A 16710-nucleotide genomic window follows, 5' to 3' on the forward strand; every position below is an offset into this window, starting at 1 on the left:
ACACGCGGAGGGGCGGGACCGGGGTGCGGTCCCGCCCCTCGCGGTGCTGTCGGCGCGGTGGCCGTGGAGGGGGCCGGGAGCAGGGCGTGAGGCTTCCGGCTCAGCCGACGAGCGCCGGGTAGTCCGTGTAGCCGCGGTGGTCGCCGCCGTAGAAGGTGGCGGTGTCCGGGGTGTTGTACGGGCCGTTGGCCTTGAGGCGGGCCGGCAGGTCGGGGTTGGCGAGGAACAGGGCGCCGAACGCCACGATGTCGGCGGTGCCGTTCTCGATCAGCGCGAGGTCCTCGGCGCTGGTCGGGCCCTCGGTGGCCGGGTTCAGCACCAGGGTGCCGGAGAACCGCTTGCGCAGCTCCAGGGTGAACTCGCGGGAGTCCGGGCCGCTCTCCAGGACGTGCAGGTAGGCGATCCCGAGCGGTTCGAGGGCGGCCACGAGGGCGGTGTACGTCTCCTCCGGCGCGGGCTCGTCGATGTCGTTGAACGGGTTCCCGGGCGAGATCCGGAGGCCGGTGCGCTCGGGGCCGATCTCGGCGGCGACCGCCTTGACGAGCTCGGCGGCGAAGCGGATGCGGCCCTCGACGGAGCCGCCCCAGGCGTCGGTGCGCACGTTCGTGCTGGGTGCCAGGAACTGGTGGATCAGGTAGCCGTTGGCGCCGTGCAGCTCGACGCCGTCGAAGCCGGCGGCCACGGCGTTGCGGGCGGCGGCCACGAAGTCGGCGATCGTCTCGCGCACCTCGGCGTCGGTGAGCTCGTGCGGGGTGACGAAGTCCTTGGGGCCCTCGGCGGTGTAGACCTGCCCCTTGGCGGCGACGGCCGAGGGGGCCACCGGGCGCAGCTCGCCGGGCTGGTCGGCCAGCAGGTCGGGGTGGCCGATGCGGCCGGAGTGCATGATCTGGGCGAAGATCCTGCCGCCCTTGGCGTGCACCGCGTCGGTGACCTTGCGCCAGGCCGCGGTCTGCTCGTCGCTGTGCAGGCCGGGGGTGTCGGGGTAGCCCTGGCCGACCGGGGAGGGCTGGATGCCCTCGGTGATGATCAGGCCGGCCGAGGCGCGCTGGGCGTAGTACTCGGCGGTGAGGTCGGTCGGCACCCGCCCGGCGCCGGCCCTGCTGCGGGTCATCGGGGCCATGGCGATGCGGTTGGCGAGCTGCGTGCCGGACAGGTCGATGGGGTCGAAAGCTGTGGTCATCGGAGGCTCCCAGAGCGTTATGTGGTCGGCCAAGGATTTCTGCCTGCCGCCACTGTAGCGCATTCATTGGCCGACCAAGGTAAAATCGGGAGCATCATCCGGACACCCCACCAGGAGACCCCGATGTCCGCCCCCCACCACTCCTCGGCGGGCGCCGAGCCCGCCTCCGCCTGTACCGACGCGCTGCCCTCGGCCGCACGCGGCGGACCCCTCAGCCACACCCTGTCGCGGGTGGCGCGGCTGCACCGCATCGCCGCGGGCAAGTTCCTCAAGGCGGCCGGGATCTACCCGGGCCAGGAGTTCGTGATGATGTACCTCTGGGACACCGGGCCGGTGCGCCAGTCCGAGCTGATCAAGGCGGTCGACCTCGACCCCTCCACGGTCACCAAGATGCTCCAGCGCCTGGAGCAGACCGGGCACGTACGCCGCTCCCCCGACCCCGCCGACCGGCGGGCCGTCCTCGTCGAGGCCACCGGCGCGAGCTGCTCGCTGCTCGCCGAGGTGAAGGCCGCCTGGTGCGACCTCGAGGAGCACACCCTCGCCGGGCTCGACGCGCACGAGCGCGCCGAGCTGGCCCGGCTGCTGGGCAAGGTCGAGGCGAACCTGTGCGGGGAGACCGCCGGCTGCCCCGGGATGCCGGGCGCTCCAGCGACGGCTTCGACGGGCGCGGCGGGCGCGGAGACCCCGGCGGACCCGGCGGACCCGGCCGCCGGTCAGGACAGGACGTCCAGCGCCCGGTCCACGTCGGCGGCCGAGTTGTAGAGGTGGAAGGCGGCCCGGAGGTTCCCGGCGCGGGCCGAGACGACGACGCCCGCCGCCGCCAGCTCGGCGTGCCGCGCCCCCAGGCCCGGGACGGCGACGATGGCCGAGTCGCCGGGCACCGGCCGGTGGCCCAGGCCGGCCAGGCCCTCCCGGAAACGGGCGGCGAGCGCCGTGGCGTGGGCGTGCACGGCGTCGACGCCGATCTCGCCGAGCAGCGCCAGGGACTGCTCGGCCCCGTGGTACGAGAGGAAGGCGGGCGGCTCGTCGTACCGGCGGGCGGAGCCGGCGAGCCGGTCGGCCGGGCCGTACGGGTCGTCCAGGTCCTCGGCGGCGAACCAGCCCGCGTGGATGGGCACCAGTGACTCCTGGGCCTCCTCGGTGACGGTGAGGAACGACGCGCCCCGGGGGCACATCAGGAACTTGAACCCGCCCGTCACGGTGTAGTCGTACGCCCCCGCGTCCAGCGGCAGCCACCCCGCCGACTGGGTCGTGTCGACGAGCGTGCGCGCCCCGTGCGCGGCCGCCGCCTCCCGTACCGCGGCCAGGTCGGCCACCCGCCCGTCCGCCGACTGGACGGACGAGAACGCCACGAGCGCCGTCCCGGGCCGTACCGCGTCCGCCAGGTCCTCCAGCGCCACGAACCGCGCCTTGAGGTCCCCGCGCACGGTGAACGGTGTGATCAGCGAGCCGAAGTCGCCGTCCACGAAGAGCACTTCCGCCCCGGCGGGCAGCGAGTTCGCCACCAGCCCCACGTGGACGGCGACCGAACTGCCCACCGCGACCCGCTCCGGAGCCACCCCGGCCACCCGCGCGAACCCGCGCCGCGCGCCGTCCACGGCCTCGAAACTCCCCGACCCGCCCGCCGTCCCCGCGGCGAGACCCTCCGCCAGCGCGGTCACGGCCGCCACGGTCCGGCGCGGCAGCAGCCCGCAGCGGGAGGTGTTCAGGTACGTCAGCGCGGGCGCGAACTCGGCGCCACCGAGAGGGGTTTCCATGCCCCTACCCTGTGCCGCGCGCCACGCCAGGTCAATCGCGTTCCGCGCGGTTGCCGGGGTACGGCGTGCGCGTGATGCTGGAGGTGGAGCTCCGCGCAGCCACACGCATCCACGGGCGGGAGTCCCCACCATGATCGATCCCGTACAGGTCCTGTGGTCGCCGGCCGGTGTGACCCTCGAGTCGCTCGGATCGCAGCCGTGGGTCGATACGCCCACGAGCGACGGTGACACCCCGAAGATCAGAATGCCGGTCCGCATGCTCTCCGTCGACACCCCGGAAGTGACCGCCAGGTCCGAAAAGGGGGCGGCGAGGGTCGACAAGGAATTCGAGCAGTTGGCCGAGTGGATCCGCAAGGGCATCGCGCCCATCTCCCACGGCCTCGCCGAGTACGTGCTCCCGAAGCTGGAGACCGGCAAAGCGGGCACCCTCCAGTACCGGCAGGGCAAGGCGGCGTCCGACTTCAGCCGCGAGAACATGACCGCCCGGCTCAAGAGACCCGGCAAGGCCGACCGCAGCCTCTTCATCCGCGTCGCCGACACCCCGTTCGCCCCCGACAACCGCCTGCTGGCGTACCTCGCCCCCGCCTACGAGAAGGACGAACTCGCCACCCTGACGCGTGAGCAGCGGGCGACGTTCAACCTGGATCTCGTCGCGGCCGGCTGGTCACCGACGTTCATCCTCTACCCCGCCATTCCGGGCGAGCTCGACCTGCCGATCCTGCTGTCCGCCGCCGAGAAGGCGATGACGGAGCAGCGCGGCATCTGGGAGGAACCCGCCACCCTGCTGGGATACGAGTACCGGGCGATGGAGGATCTCTTCGACGTCACGAAGAAGAAAGTCGACGAGGACAAGAAGCCGGAGCCGGACCGGAAGCTGAGGCCGGCCGATCTCCGCTCCTGGCGGGAGCGGTACTGCGTGGACATGCGCACCCGGGTGCTCCACGGGCAGGAGGACTGGTTCCGCGTCGACCCGGTCTACCGGCTGTGGATCTGGCCGCAGGACGTCTCCGAAGCCGTGGCGCGGCTCAATCTGACGCCGTCTCCGAGACTCGTGGGCGCCGACTAGGACATCGGTGCGCCGGCGCGTTCCGCGCGGAGCAGGGAGAAGAGCACCGAATCGTGCCACTGCCCGCCGCGCCACACGGCGGAACGCAGTACGCCCTCCCTGACGAAGCCCGCCTTCTCCAGCGCGCGTTGCTCGGCGAGGTTGGCGCGGTCGGTCCAGGCCTGGACGCGTTCGGCCCTGGTGTGGTCGAAGAGGTACTCCGCCAGCAACCGCTGGGCCCGGGTGCCTGTGCCCCGGCCGCGCGCGGCGGGCACCAGGCCGATCGCCAGGTTCCAGCACGCGAGGGCGTCGGGGCCCCATGGGCCGGGCCACCATTTGACCCGGCCCACCGTCATGTCACCCTCGGCGACCGAGAGCACGCCGCCGTCGGGACCGAGCAGGCCGTTCTCCGCGAAGCGGCGGCGCAGGTCGGCCGTCGGCTGGAAGCCGGACCACACGTGGGTGCCGACCCCCTCCGGCCCGCTGAACTCCCGCTCGAACAGGTCGAGATCGTCGGCGGTGACGGGGCGCAGCGTGACCTCATCCGGCATGGAACGGCTCCTGGTCCTCTCGGCTTCCGGCTTCTCCACCCACCGACACGCGTTCCGGCGAGGTGCCGGTTGCGTACGCCCGGACAAAAGATCAACCGGACAGGCCCTGGCGCGCCCGCTCGTGCCGCAGAAGCACGACCCCGTTGCCGAAGGCCCGTGTCTCGACGAGCCGCAGCGCGGCCATGGTGTCCGAGTCCCGGAACAGGGGCTTGCCACGGCCGAGCAGGACGGGGTGGACGCAGAGGTGGTACTCGTCGATCAGGTCGTGCTCCCTGAACGCCGCGGCGAGGTCGGCGCCACCGAGCGCCAGGCCGCCCGGGTACTGCTTCTTGAGCGCCGCGATGTCCTCGGGGTCGACGTCCCGGACGACGGTGGTGTTCCAGCCGGCCTCCTGAAGCGTGCTGGAGAACACGTACTTGGGCTTCTCCCGCCAGATGTGCGCGAACTCCCGCATGGGACCGGTGATGGCGGGGTCGGAGTCTGCCGTCGGCCAGAACCCCGCCATCAGCTCGTGGGTGACACGCCCGGAGAGGAAGGCGCCCATCCCGGCGAGCTGGTCGTTGAAGTAGCCGTGCAGCTCGTCGTCGACCAGATGCCAGCCGATGTCCCGGTCCGGCCCCTCCATGAAACCGTCCACGGACACGGACATGAACAGCACGATCTTTCCCATCGGCTACTTCGCCTCTCCGGTCGTCGCCACGTAGTAGACGTCCAGCGGGTTCCCCTCGATCGAGCGGACCCGGACGCCGGTGAAGCCCGCCTCCTCCAGCATGCGGCGGGCGGTCTGTTCGCCCCAGACCGTGCCGAGGCCGGCGCCGCCGGTGCTCAGGGAGGTGGTCATGCAGTAGAAGACGGAGAAGCCGAAGAGCGCGGGCCCGAAGGGATGGCCGATGTTCTCCTCCAGGTTGCTGGAGGCGGCGATGTCGCCCATCAGGAAGGTGCCGCCGTCGCGGAGGGACGCGGCGATGGCGGCGAGGGTCTGCTGCGGGCGGGCCAGGTCGTGGATGACGTCGAAGGCGGTGATCAGGTCGTACCGGCCGGTGATGTCCGTGGAGTCGGCGACCGTGTAGTGGAGGTTGTCCAGGGACAGCCGCTCAGCCTCCCGGCGGGCCGCCGCGATGCCGTCCTCCGACCGGTCGAGGCCGTGGAAGCGGCTGCGGGGGAAGGCCTGGGCCAGGACGAGTGGTGCGTGGCCCTGGCCGGTGCCGACGTCCAGGACGTCGATGCCGTCGCGCAGCCGCTCGGTGAGGCCCGGGACCAGCGGGATGATGGTGTCGACGAGTGCCGCGTCGTACACGCGGGCCGTCTCCTGGGCCTGGAGGGCCTGGAAGCGCGGGTACGCCGAGTACGGGACACCGCCGCCGTTCCGGAAGGAGGCGACGACCCGCTGCTCGACCTCGCCCATCAGGGCGATGTAGGGCATCATCCCGGCGAGGTTGTCGGGGCCGGCGGCCGTGGTGAGCGAGGCCGCGTGTTCCGGCGGGAGCCGGTAGGTGGCGCCCTCCGGCTCGTACTCGACGATGCCGCCGACGACCATGCCGCCGAGCCACTCGCGTACGTACCGCTCGTCGAGGTCCGCCGCCTTGGCGATCTCGGCGCTCGTGGCGGGCGGCAGGGTGCTCATGGTGTCGAACAGGCCGGTCTGGTGGCCGACGCTGGTGAGGAGGGCCAGTGCGCCCTTGTTGAGCACGTCGGTCATCAGCTCGGCGAACGCCTCTTGTCGGGCCGGGTCCGGGGTGGTCATGGCCCCTCCTCACCTCGTGCGGTTTCCTCCTGTTCGTCACGTTACGCCGTGATCACGGCCCGGGGCCTTACGGAGCGGTGACGGCGAGCCGCAGCACCAGGTGGTTGCCCGACTTCGGCTCGTCCGGGTCGGGGACCCAGCCGTGACGGGTGTAGAAGGCGCGGGCACGCTCGTTGTGCTCGAAGACCTCCAGGCGCACGCTCGTTGCGCCCGCCTCGCGCCACGCCGCGACACAGGCGGTGTGCAGCTCGGTGCCCATGCCCTGGCGCCGGCGCGCGGGGGCGACGTGGAGCTGGGTCAGGGTCATCACCCCGTCGACCGGCCGGAAGGCCGCGACGCCCGCCACCTCCCCGTCCCGCTCGGCGACCAGCACGGCGTTGCCCCGGTCGATGGCCGCGGCCCAGCCCTGGCGGCTGCGGGCCAGCTCGGCGGGGCCCTCGAAGTCGGCGTCCGGGATGTGGCCGCGGTAGTAGGTGGCGCGGGCCTCCCGGTGGAGGGCGGCGACGGTGTCCAGGTCCTGGGGGGTGGCGTATCGGATCATGAACCGGAGGACGACCGGGGCCGCGTCGCGGTTGCGAGGCGGCTGAAGGCGGCGCGGTAGGCGCTCGGGGTGAGTCCGGTGCGGCGCACCATGTGGGCGCGCAGCGAGTCGGCGGTGCCCAGTCCGCAGGCCCGGGCGACCTGGTCCATGGGGAGTTCGGTGGTCTCCAGCAGTTCCCTGGCCCGCTCGACGCGCTGGTGCAGGAGCCACTGGAGGGGGCTCATGCCGCTCTCGGCGTGGAAGCGGCGCGTGAGGGTGCGGACGCTGACGCCCGCGTGCCGGGCCAGGTCGGTCAGGGTGAGCGGCCGGTCGAGCCGGCGCATGGCCCAGCCACGGGTGTCGGCGCAGGCGACGCCGCGCTCGGGCGGCAGCGGGGTGTGCGTGAACTGGGTCTGGCCGCCGGGCCGTACGGGTGCGACGAGCGCCTGCCGGGCGACCTCGTTGGCGACGGCGGCACCGTAGTCGGTGCGGATGAGGTGCAGGCACAGGTCGATGCCGGCCGCGTATCCGGAGGACGTCAGGATGTCGCCCTCGTCGACGAACAGGACCTCCTGGCGCAGGTCGACGGCCGGGTAACGGTCGGCCAGTTCCCGCGTGTACTGCCAGTAGGTGGTCGCACTCCGCCCGTCCAGCAGTCCGGCCGCCGCGAGCACGAACGCGCCGGTGCAGATGGACGCGAGCCGCTTGCCGTCGGCGGCGGCGCGCCGCAGCGCCTCGACGACCCGCCGGTCGGGGTTCTCGCGGCATCCGGTGCCGGTGACGACCACGGTGCCGGCCGCCTCCAGGGTGTCCAGGCCGTGCGGGACGTGGATGTCCAGGCCTCCGGTGGTGGCGACCGGGCCGGGGTCGGGGGCGCAGATCACCGTCTCGTACCCCGGCCGCCCGTCGACCTCCACCTTCGCGAGCAGCATCTCGGGGATGGCGAGGTTGAACATCGACACGGGCGGAGCCGCGATCACCGCGACCCGATGGGGAGTTCGCATGGCCAGATCCTCCGGATGTATGGCATTCGGGCCACTACTGTACGGGCGCCAAGATCGCGAAGGTGGACGGCATGCACACGGAAACACTTGTCGTCGGCACGCCACCCGCCCGTACCGGGGCCGCTCTGGGCGCCGCGCTGCTGGGCTTCGCCCTCATCACCCTGGACACCTCCGTCGTCAATGTCGCCCTGCCGGCCATGGGCGGGGACCTGGGCGGCGGGATGACGGGGCTTCAGTGGGTGGTGGACGCCTACACCCTGGCGTTCGCCGCGCTGCTGCTGTCCACCGGCGCGCTCGCCGACCGGGTGGGGGCGAGCCGGGCGTACGCCGCCGGGGTCGTCGTCTTCACGCTCGCTTCGGCGGCCTGCGGTCTGGCGCCCGGTCTGCCCGCGCTGATCGCCGCGCGGGTGGTGCAGGGCCTGGCCGCGGCCGTGATGCTGCCCGCGTCGCTGGCGCTGGTGCGCGAGGCGTACGCCGATCCGGTGCGGCGGGCCCGCGCGGTGTCCCTGTGGGCGGCGGGCGGCACGGTCGCGGTGGCGCTGGGGCCGGTCGCGGGCGGGGCCCTGACCAGCGCCTGGAGCTGGCGCTGGATCTTCTTCATCAACCTGCCGCTGGGGCTGCTCGCCCTCGCCCTGATGGTCCGGGTGACGCGCTCACGGCCGCGCCCGGCGCCGCTGGACATACCCGGGCAGCTCACCGCGACGCTCGCGCTGGGCGCGCTGACGTTCGCGGCGATCGAAGGCGGGCGGGAGGGCTGGTGGGCCCTGGGGGTGGCCCTGGGGGCGTTCGCCGCGTTCTTCGTGATCGAGGCGCGGCACCCGCATCCGGTGGTGCCGCTGGGGCTGTTCCGGTCCACGACGGTGGCGGTGTCGGTGGCGGCCGGGTCGGCGGCGAGCGTCGCCTTCTACGGCATGGTGTTCGTCTTCAGCCTCTTCTTCCAGCAGGTGCGGGGGCTTTCCCCGCTGGGTGCCGGACTGATGTTCCTGCCGATGACGGGGCTGCTGGCGGGGGTGAACATCCTGTCCGCGAAGGTCGCCGCCCGGCACGGCGCCCGGCTGCCGATCGTGGCGGGGCAGGTCGTCGCGGTCGGCGGGATGCTGCTCCTGCTGTACGTGGACGGTGACACGCCCCTCGCGCTGGTGGCCGTGGCGCTGGTGCCCCTGGCGTTGGGCTGCGGGCTGGCCCTGCCGCCGCTGATCGCCGCGATGATGGAGGCCGTCCCTGCGGAGCGGGCGGGCACGGCGGCCGGGCTGCTGAACGCGGTGCGGCAGACGGCGGGCGGCTTGAGCATCGCGGTGTTCGGGTCGCTGGTGGCGGGGGGAGCGGGCGAACCGGGTGGCCGGGCGGGCGGGTTCGTCCACGGCATGCGCGTCAGCCTCGTCCTGGGCATCGTGCTCATGACGGTCACCGCGCTGGCGGCCACCCGGCTCAGGTCACCTTCCGGTACTGGCCGGGCGCCATCCCGTACTCGCGCTTGAACGCCTTGGCGAAGGCGAACTCCGAGGTGTAGCCGGACCATTCGGCGACCGAGCGCAGCGGGGCGTCGTCCTCGCGCAACAGCCGGCCGGCCGTCGTCATCCGCCACCAGGTGAGGTACGCGAGGGGCGGCCGGCCCGTCAGGGCGGTGAAGCGGCGGGCGAAGGCAGCCCGGGACAGGCCCGCCTCCGCGCCGAGTTCCTCCACCGTCCAGGGGTGGGCCGGGTCCCGGTGGATGGCCTGGAGGGCGGCGTTGACGGCCGGGTCGCTGAGGGCGCCGGCCCAGCCGGTGGGCTCGTCCGCCCGTTCCTGGAGCCACCAGGTGCGCAGCAGGTAGACCAGGAGCGTATCGAGGAGCGCGGGCACGATCGCGTCGGAACCGGGCCTGGGGTGGGCGAGTTCGGCGCCGAGCAGGTCGACGGCGGCGCGGACGGAGGCGTACTCGCCGACCCTGGCCGGCAGGTGGATCACGTCCGGCAGGTCGGTCAGCAGAGGGTGGGCCCGCGCCTTGCTCAACTGGTAGGCGCCGCACAGCAGCAGGGTCTCGGGCCGTCCGTCGGCGGGACCGGGGTCGGGGGCCGGCGGCCAGGTGCCGTCGGGACGGACCGCGAACTCCCGCATCGGGGTGGCCGGGTCGTCGGCGAGGCCGTGCCCGTAGCCGTGGGCGAGGAAGACCACGTCCCCCGGGCCGAGCCGCCGGGGAGCGGCGTCATCCGCCACCAGCCAGGCGGAACCCTGGAGCACCACGTGGAAGCCCGCCCCTTTGCTCGCCGGGAAACGCACGCCCCAGGGCGCGTACCTGACCGCACGCGACGAGTGGGGCCGTCCCGTGCGCATGGCGGCGATGGCGTCGCTCAGCACATCCATGGCCGCACCGTACCGCGCCCCGTCCTCGCAAAGACGATCGGACATGATCAAGAGCCTTTGAGACATGGTTCGTCTCGCGCGGCCCGCATAGCGTCGTCGTCATGACATCAACTACCGATATCACCAAGGCAGTTCTCTTCGATGAGCTCGGCGGTCCGGAGGTCCTCCGGGTCGAGGACGTCGAGCTGCGCGAGCCGGGGCCGGGCGAGGTCCGGTTCCGTGTCGAGGCGATCGGCATCAACCGCGCCGAGGCCCTCTTCCGCGCGGGCACATACTACTACCCGGCCACGCTCCCCGGCTCGCGGCTCGGCTACGAGGCGGCCGGTGTGGTGGAGGCGGTCGGCGCGGGCGTGACCGAATTCGCGCCGGGCGACCCGGTGATGGCCGCGGCCAACTTCGACTTCGGCGTCCACGGCGTGTACGCGGGGGCCGTCGTGCTGCCGGTCGAGTCGGTGGTCCGCCGCCCCTCGGGCGTGGACGCCGTGACGTCGGCGGCGGTGTGGCTCACGTACTCCACCGCGTACGGCGGCCTGCTGGAGACCGGCGGCCTCAAGGCGGGTGACCACGTGGTGATCACGGGCGCGTCCAGCGGCGTGGGGACGGCGGCCATCCAGATCGCGAACCGGGCCGGGGCGGTCCCGATCGCCACCACCCGCTCGGAGGCCAAGCGGCAGCGGCTGCTCGACCTGGGCGCGGCCCATGTGATCACCACGGACGGCGCGGACCTGGTGAAGGAGGTCCACGCCGTCACCGGCGGGCGCGGCGCCGAGCTGGCCTTCGACGCGATCGGCGGCCCCGCCTTCCGCACCCTGGGCGACGCCCTGGTGACGGGCGGGACGATGGTGCTGTACGGGTGGCTGGACCCGCGCCCGGTCCAGTTGTCGATGAACTGGCCGCAGACCGTGCACACCTACGCCAACGGCGCGTTGATGCGCACGGAGACCGGCCGCCGCCGCGCCGCCGGATTCATCGGTTCCGGATTGCGCGACGGCTCGCTGGCGCCGGTGATCGCCGAGACGTTCGACGGGCTGGAGCGGATCGTCGACGCCCACCGGCTGATGGAGTCCAACACCCACACCGGCAAGATCGTCGTCACCGTGTGAGCGTGGACCCGATCAGTGCTCCATCCGCCCGTCCACGCGGCGCGGCAGGCCCAGCGGGTTGTCGTCGCGCAGCTCCGGCGGGAGCAGCGCCTCGGGCGTCGACTGGTAGGTGACCGGGCGCAGCCAGCGTTCGACGGCGGTGGAGCCGACGGAGGTGGAGGTGGAGGTGGTGGCCGGGTAGGGGCCGCCGTGGTGCTGGGCGGGGGCGACGGCGACGCCGGTGGGCCAGCCGTTGACGAGGACGCGGCCGGCGAGCGGGGTGAGTTCGGCGAGGATGTCCGCGCCCCGGCCCCTCCCGGACGCCTCGTCCGAGGAGAGGTGGACGGTCGCGGTGAGGTTGCCGGGGAGCCGGGACAGGACGGCGCTGACCTCGTCGGGGCTGTCGTACCGGGCGACGACGGTGACCGGCCCGAAGCACTCTTCCAGCAGCAGGTCGTGCGCGCCCTCGGTGGCCAGCCTCGCGGCCGGCACGGTGAGGAAGCCGGGGCTGACGGTGTGCTCGTCCCCGGCGCCGGGCGTGACGGGGGCCTCGACGTCCGGGAGCGCGGCCCGCTCGGCGACGCCCGCGACGAAGTTGTCCCGCATGCGGTGGTCGAGGAGCACGCCCTCGCCGACGCCCTTGACCGCTCCGGCGAGGGAGGTGACCAGTTCGTCGCCGTCCGCGCCGGCGGGCGCCAGCACCAGGCCGGGCTTGACGCAGAACTGGCCGGTTCCCAGGGTCATCGACCCGGCGAGCCCGGTCCCGATCTGCTCGGCGCGCTCGGCGGCGGCCGCCTCGGTGACCACGACCGGGTTGAGGGAGCCCAGTTCGCCGTGGAAGGGGATGGGTACGGGGCGGGCGGCCGCGGCGTCGAAGAGCGCCCGCCCGCCGCGTACCGAGCCGGTGAACCCGGCGGCGGCGACCAGCGGGTGCTTGACCAGCTCGACGCCCGCCTCGAAGCCGTGGACGAGGCCCACGACGGCCTGCGGGACGCCGGCTTGCGCGGCGGCCTGGCCGAGGACGGCGGCGACCAGCTCGGATGTGGCCGGGTGGTCCGGGTGGGCCTTGACGACGACGGGGCAGCCGGCGGCGAGCGCGCTGGCGGTGTCGCCGCCGGGCACGGAGAAGGCGAAGGGGAAGTTGGAGGCGGCGTAGACGGCGACGACGCCGAGCGGCACCTTGTAGCGGCGCAGGTCCGGGACGGGGGGCGTGGCGGTGTCGTCGGGGTGGTCGATGATGACGTCGAGGAAAGACCCCTCGTCGACGAGGTCGGCGAACGCCCGCAGTTGGTAGCAGGTGCGGGCCAGTTCGCCGGTCAGGCGGGCGGGGCCGAGGGCGGTCTCGGCGTCGGCCGCCGCCACCAGCCGGTCCCTGGCCTCGTCGAGGAGTCCGGCGGCGGTCCGCAGGAACGCGGCGCGCACCGCGCGGTCGGCGAGCGCGCCACGGGCGGAGTGCGCGGCGCGTACGGCGCGGTCGACGTCCTCGGCCGTCGCTTCCACGGCAACCTGTTCACGCCGCTTCCCGGTTCGGGGGTCGACACTCCAGACTTGTGCTGCTGACACCGCTACGTCCTTCCAGCCCTGCGTGGTTGTTCGGTATTCTGAACAGCGTTCCTGATGATGAATGGGACTCTGGACTCTATTAACCGGGCGCGGCGTGTCACAAGAGGGGCGAGGTCGAATGTCAGCTACCGAATCCGGCGGGGCGCAGGTCAAGTCCGCCGTCCGCACGGTGGAACTCCTCGAATACTTCGCGGGCAGCCCCGGCATGCACTCCCTGGCCGCCGTCCAGGAGGCCGTCGGCTACCCCAAGTCCAGCCTGTACATGCTGCTGCGCACCCTGGTGGAGCTCGGCTGGGTGGAGACGGACGCCACCGGCACGCGGTACGGCATCGGCGTGCGCGCCCTGCTGGTGGGCACGTCCTACATCGACGGCGACGAGGTCGTCGCCGCCGCCCGCCCCACGCTGGACCGGCTCTCCGACGACACCACCGAGACCATCCACCTTGCCCGGCTCGACGGCACCAACGTCGTCTACCTCGCCACCCGCCAGTCCCAGCACTACCTGCGCCCCTTCACCCGCGTCGGGCGCCGGCTGCCCGCCCACTCCACCTCGCTCGGCAAGGCGCTGCTGGCCACGTACAGCGACGAGCAGGTCCGCAAGATGCTCCCGGAGACGCTCCCGGCGCTCACCGAGCACACCCTCACCGACCGCGAGAAGCTCATCGAGGAGCTCCACACCATCCGCGAGCAGGGCTACGCCGTGGACCGCGAGGAGAACACCCTCGGCCTGCGCTGCTTCGGCGTCGCGATCCCCTACCGCACCCCGGCACGCGACGCCATCAGTTGCTCGGTACCGGTCGCCCGCCTCACCCCGGCCCACGAGCAGATGATCAAGGACGCCCTCTTCGACGCCCGCGACCGGCTGACCCTCGCGACGCGGCGGCTGTGATGCCCGCACGGGACTGACGCCGCGCGACGCGGCGTCTGCCACCGACGGCTGAACCGTCTCCGCCGCGCGGCGGAGACGGTTCACCGGCAGGCAGGAGGCGCGGGGGCGGGGGCGGGCGGGAGCGTGGGGGGCATGACAACGACCTCGCCCACCAGGGTCCGCGGCGTGCTGCGCGCCCTCGCCGTCGCCTCGTGCGTCCCGTACCTGACGCTCAAGATCGCCTGGGTGTCCGGCAGCCGCGTCGGCATCCCCGACGGGAGCCCGCTGCTGGACGACCCGGGCCTGATGGTCGTCCTCAACCTGGTGACCGTGGTGATGGACGCGGCCGTGATCGTCCTGGCGCTGCTGTTCACCCAGCGGTGGGGGACGGGCATCAAGGCATGGCTGCTGGCGTTCCCGATGTGGGTCGCGACCGGGCTGCTGGCGCCGATCATGGTCGGATTCCCGGCCCAGCTCCTGGTCCGCGAGGGCCCGGCGGCGCCCGAGGAGCCCTTCCTCGACGAGTGGGTCTTCTCCGTCGTCTACGGCGGTTTCATCGTCCAGGGCCTGACCCTCGGCACGCTGTTCGTGCTGTACGCGCGGGACCGCTGGAGCCAGGTGTGGCGCGGCCGGGTGCGCGATGTGTCCCCCGCGCTGCTCCCGGCCGTTGTCCGGGCGACCGCCGTGGCCGCTTCGGCGCTCCTGCTGGTGCCGTCCGCGCTGCACGTGCTGTGGGTCTCGGGCTCCGCCCGTGGGCTGTCGGCGGCCCGGGCCGTCGAGCGCACCAGCGACTTCTACGTCCTGGAGGGCGGGCGTCTGCTCTTCGCGGCCGCCGCCGTCACCGGCGTACTGATGCTGGTGTTCCGCCTCGGGCGGGCACTGCCGGTGAAGGTCCCGCTGGCGCTCGCCTGGGTCGGGTCGGGCGGGGTGGGCTGCTGGGGCGGCTGGCTACTGCTGTCGGTGCTGATGCCGCAGACCGATCCGGCCGACGAGGCGACGGCGCTTATGGCCCTGGCCTACGCTGGCGAAATGATCACGGGGGTTCTGCTGGGCTGCTGCGTGGCCGTCTTCCTGCGGCGGCGCGCGGCGTGAGAAGAGTGGGCACGGCGCTGTTCGGGCGGCGCGCACGGCTGCGGTGGGTCCATCTGATCCTGGGCGGCGCGCTGTTGATGCCCTACTGGCTGCTGGGCACGCTGGTCGTCGCGCCCCTCGTGGGCGAGGCCGGGATGTTCTCCAACTCCCTGGCGGTGCAGTTCGGGGCGTACGGCGTCGCCCTGCCGCTGGCCGCCGTGACGGCGCTGTTCCCGCTGGCCCGGCCCATGTCGGTGGCGGTGGCGCGGACGCTGTGCGGGGTCGCGGCGGACCGGTTCGCGGACGGGCCGGCCAGGTCGCGGGCGGCGCGGGTGCGCACGGCCGGGTGGTTCACGCTCCACGTGGGGCTGGGCGGGCTGGTCAGCGGGGCGTCGCTGGCGTTGCCGCCGTTCGCGGTGACGGTCATGCTCCTGCCCTTCTCGGCCGGGCTGCGGGAGGCGGCGCTGGTGGAGTTCTGGTCCCTGGACCAGCGGTGGCTGGTGTACGGCGGGGTGCCCGCGGGCCTCGCGATGCTGGTCGCGCTCGCGGCGGCGGCCGCCGGGGCGGGGGCGCTGCTGGCCAGGGAGGCGCCGCTGCTGCTGGGGCCGACGCCCGCGGACCGGCTGGCGGCGGCCGAGCGGCGCGCCGCCGAACTGGCCGTACGGAACCGTCTCGCCCGGGAGCTGCACGACTCGGTGGGCCACGCGCTGAGCGCCGTCACGCTCCAGGCGGGCGCGGCGCGCAAGGTGCTCGACAGCGATCCCGGGTTCGTCCGGGAGGCGCTGGCGGCCATCGAGGAGACCACGCGCCGCACGGTCGGCGAACTGGACGCCGTGCTGGGCCTGTTGCGGCAGGGCGAGGACGACGGGGAGCTGCCGGGGCGGCCGGGCCTGGAGGCGCTGGACGTGCTGCTGGCCGCGACCGGGCGGCACGTGTCGCTGACCGTGCGGGGCGGCGACGTGTCCGGCGTACCGGAGCCGGTGTCCCGCGAGGCGTACCGGATCGTCCAGGAGGGCTTGGCCAACGCGGCCCGGCACGCGGCCGGCGAGCCGGTGACGGTGACCATCGAGCGGTACGAGGACGAGTTGGAGATCACCATGGACAACCCCCTGCCCGCCCCTTCGGCGGACGCCCGGCCCCCGGTGGCCCGCCCCGGCGGCGGCCGCGGCCTGCGGGGCGTCGGCGAACGGGCGCGACTGCTGGGCGGCACCGCCGGGGCGCGCCCGGTGGACGGCGTGTGGCGGCTGTCGGCCCGCCTGCCGCTGAACGGGGGTGCTCAGTGATCCGGATCGTCCTGGCGGACGACGAGCGGATGGTGCGTACCGCGCTGCGCGTCATCCTGGACGCCGAGCCCGGCCTGGAGGTGGTCGGCGAGGCGTCGACCGGCGCGGAGGCGGTGTCCGTGGTGCGCGAGCAGCGGCCGGACGTGGTCCTGATGGACGTACGGATGCCGCAGATCGACGGCATTCGCGCCACCGAGCAGATCCTGGCGTCGGCGCCGGAGCCCGGGCCGCGCGTCCTGGTGGTGACGACGTTCGAGAACGACAGTTACGTGTACGACGCGCTGCGCGCCGGGGCGGCCGGGTTCCTGCTGAAGCGGGCGGCGGCGGAGGACCTGGTCGCGGCGGTCCGGCTGGTGGCGCGCAGCGACTCGCTGCTGTACCCGGCGGCGCTGCGGGGCCTGGCGGCCGAGTACGCGCGGCGGCGCCCGGCGCCCGCCCCGCCATGGGCGGCGAGGCTGACCGAGCGGGAGGCGGAGGTGCTGCGGCTGATGGCGACGGGCCTGACGAACGCGGAGATCGCCCGGCGGATGGGCGTCGGCCCGGCGACGGCGAAGACGCACGTGGCGGCGGTGCTGGCCAAGACGGGGGCGCGGGACCGCACCCAGGCGGTGATCGCGGCGTACGAGTCCGGCTTCATCACCCCGTCCGACCCCCGCGCATGAACGTTCCCTGAGAAAACCGGCATCCCGGAACCCGCCG

17 protein-coding genes are annotated in these 16710 nt (G+C 73.5%); 8 read left to right on the forward strand and 9 right to left on the reverse strand.

Annotation, left to right across the window (positions count from 1 at the left end):
• Positions 1–100: 100 nt before the first annotated feature.
• Positions 101–1180, reverse strand: coding sequence for an alkene reductase (locus AB0J57_RS22215; RefSeq protein WP_366130004.1), 1080 nt, complete (start codon positions 1178–1180; stop codon positions 101–103).
• A 123-nt stretch (positions 1181–1303) separates the two neighbouring features.
• Between AB0J57_RS22215 and AB0J57_RS22220 the strand changes: the two genes are divergently transcribed.
• A complete protein-coding gene (locus AB0J57_RS22220; protein WP_366130005.1) occupies positions 1304–1942 on the forward strand; it encodes a MarR family winged helix-turn-helix transcriptional regulator in 639 nt (212 codons plus the stop codon).
• On the opposite strand, the gene AB0J57_RS22225 is transcribed toward AB0J57_RS22220, so the two are convergent.
• The gene (locus AB0J57_RS22225; protein WP_366130006.1) at positions 1894–2937 is read right to left on the reverse strand and encodes an aminotransferase class V-fold PLP-dependent enzyme; all 1044 of its coding nucleotides are present in this window, start codon (positions 2935–2937) and stop codon (positions 1894–1896) included. The genes AB0J57_RS22220 and AB0J57_RS22225 overlap by 49 nt on opposite strands.
• Before the next feature lie 130 nt (positions 2938–3067).
• Between AB0J57_RS22225 and AB0J57_RS22230 the strand changes: the two genes are divergently transcribed.
• The gene (locus tag AB0J57_RS22230) at positions 3068–4003 is read left to right on the forward strand and encodes a nuclease (RefSeq protein ID WP_366130007.1); all 936 of its coding nucleotides are present in this window, start codon (positions 3068–3070) and stop codon (positions 4001–4003) included.
• Here AB0J57_RS22230 and AB0J57_RS22235 read toward each other — a convergent pair.
• The 5 genes from AB0J57_RS22235 to AB0J57_RS22255 form a co-directional block, all read right to left on the reverse strand.
• Complete coding sequence (locus AB0J57_RS22235; RefSeq protein WP_366130008.1) at positions 4000–4533, reverse strand: GNAT family protein; 534 nt, start codon at positions 4531–4533, stop codon at positions 4000–4002. The genes AB0J57_RS22230 and AB0J57_RS22235 overlap by 4 nt on opposite strands.
• Before the next feature lie 91 nt (positions 4534–4624).
• Complete coding sequence (locus tag AB0J57_RS22240) at positions 4625–5203, reverse strand: dihydrofolate reductase family protein (RefSeq protein WP_366130009.1); 579 nt, start codon at positions 5201–5203, stop codon at positions 4625–4627.
• Positions 5204–5206: 3 nt separating this feature from the next.
• Positions 5207–6277 carry a class I SAM-dependent methyltransferase gene (locus tag AB0J57_RS22245; RefSeq protein WP_366130010.1) on the reverse strand — a complete coding sequence of 357 codons (1071 nt, stop codon included), beginning with the start codon at positions 6275–6277 and terminating at the stop codon, positions 5207–5209.
• Positions 6278–6344: 67 nt separating this feature from the next.
• A complete protein-coding gene (locus tag AB0J57_RS22250) occupies positions 6345–6818 on the reverse strand; it encodes a GNAT family N-acetyltransferase (protein WP_366130011.1) in 474 nt (157 codons plus the stop codon).
• On the reverse strand, positions 6815–7801 hold the full coding sequence (locus tag AB0J57_RS22255) for a helix-turn-helix domain-containing protein (RefSeq protein ID WP_366130012.1): 987 nt from the start codon (positions 7799–7801) through the stop codon (positions 6815–6817). The genes AB0J57_RS22250 and AB0J57_RS22255 overlap by 4 nt, the downstream gene beginning before the upstream one ends.
• Positions 7802–7872: 71 nt before the next feature.
• On the opposite strand from AB0J57_RS22255, the gene AB0J57_RS22260 reads away from it, so the two are divergent.
• On the forward strand, positions 7873–9279 hold the full coding sequence (locus AB0J57_RS22260) for an MFS transporter (RefSeq protein ID WP_366130013.1): 1407 nt from the start codon (positions 7873–7875) through the stop codon (positions 9277–9279).
• Here the strand turns inward: AB0J57_RS22260 and AB0J57_RS22265 are convergent.
• The gene (locus AB0J57_RS22265; RefSeq protein WP_366130252.1) at positions 9230–10144 is read right to left on the reverse strand and encodes an AraC family transcriptional regulator; all 915 of its coding nucleotides are present in this window, start codon (positions 10142–10144) and stop codon (positions 9230–9232) included. The genes AB0J57_RS22260 and AB0J57_RS22265 overlap by 50 nt on opposite strands.
• 101 nt (positions 10145–10245) lie before the next feature.
• On the opposite strand from AB0J57_RS22265, the gene AB0J57_RS22270 reads away from it, so the two are divergent.
• Positions 10246–11247 carry a zinc-dependent alcohol dehydrogenase family protein gene (locus tag AB0J57_RS22270; RefSeq protein WP_366130014.1) on the forward strand — a complete coding sequence of 334 codons (1002 nt, stop codon included), beginning with the start codon at positions 10246–10248 and terminating at the stop codon, positions 11245–11247.
• A gap of 12 nt (positions 11248–11259) precedes the next feature.
• Here AB0J57_RS22270 and AB0J57_RS22275 read toward each other — a convergent pair whose 3' ends face one another.
• Positions 11260–12789, reverse strand: a complete 1530-nt coding sequence (locus tag AB0J57_RS22275; RefSeq protein ID WP_366130015.1) for an aldehyde dehydrogenase (NADP(+)) — start codon at positions 12787–12789, stop codon at positions 11260–11262.
• Between the two features lie 118 nt (positions 12790–12907).
• Between AB0J57_RS22275 and AB0J57_RS22280 the strand changes: the two genes are divergently transcribed.
• The 4 genes from AB0J57_RS22280 (at position 12908) to AB0J57_RS22295 (ending at position 16673) form a co-directional block, all read left to right on the forward strand.
• Positions 12908–13678, forward strand: coding sequence for an IclR family transcriptional regulator (locus AB0J57_RS22280; RefSeq protein WP_366130016.1), 771 nt, complete (start codon positions 12908–12910; stop codon positions 13676–13678).
• Between the two features lie 132 nt (positions 13679–13810).
• The gene (locus AB0J57_RS22285) at positions 13811–14749 is read left to right on the forward strand and encodes a hypothetical protein (protein WP_366130017.1); all 939 of its coding nucleotides are present in this window, start codon (positions 13811–13813) and stop codon (positions 14747–14749) included.
• 5 nt (positions 14750–14754) lie between these two features.
• Positions 14755–16011, forward strand: coding sequence for a histidine kinase (locus tag AB0J57_RS22290; protein ID WP_366130253.1), 1257 nt, complete (start codon positions 14755–14757; stop codon positions 16009–16011).
• Complete coding sequence (locus AB0J57_RS22295; RefSeq protein ID WP_366130254.1) at positions 16011–16673, forward strand: response regulator transcription factor; 663 nt, start codon at positions 16011–16013, stop codon at positions 16671–16673. The genes AB0J57_RS22290 and AB0J57_RS22295 overlap by 1 nt, the downstream gene beginning before the upstream one ends.
• Positions 16674–16710: the final 37 nt, after the last annotated feature.

It is taken from the genome of Streptomyces sp. NPDC049837, assembly GCF_040674455.1.
GTDB lineage: Bacteria > Actinomycetota > Actinomycetes > Streptomycetales > Streptomycetaceae > Streptomyces.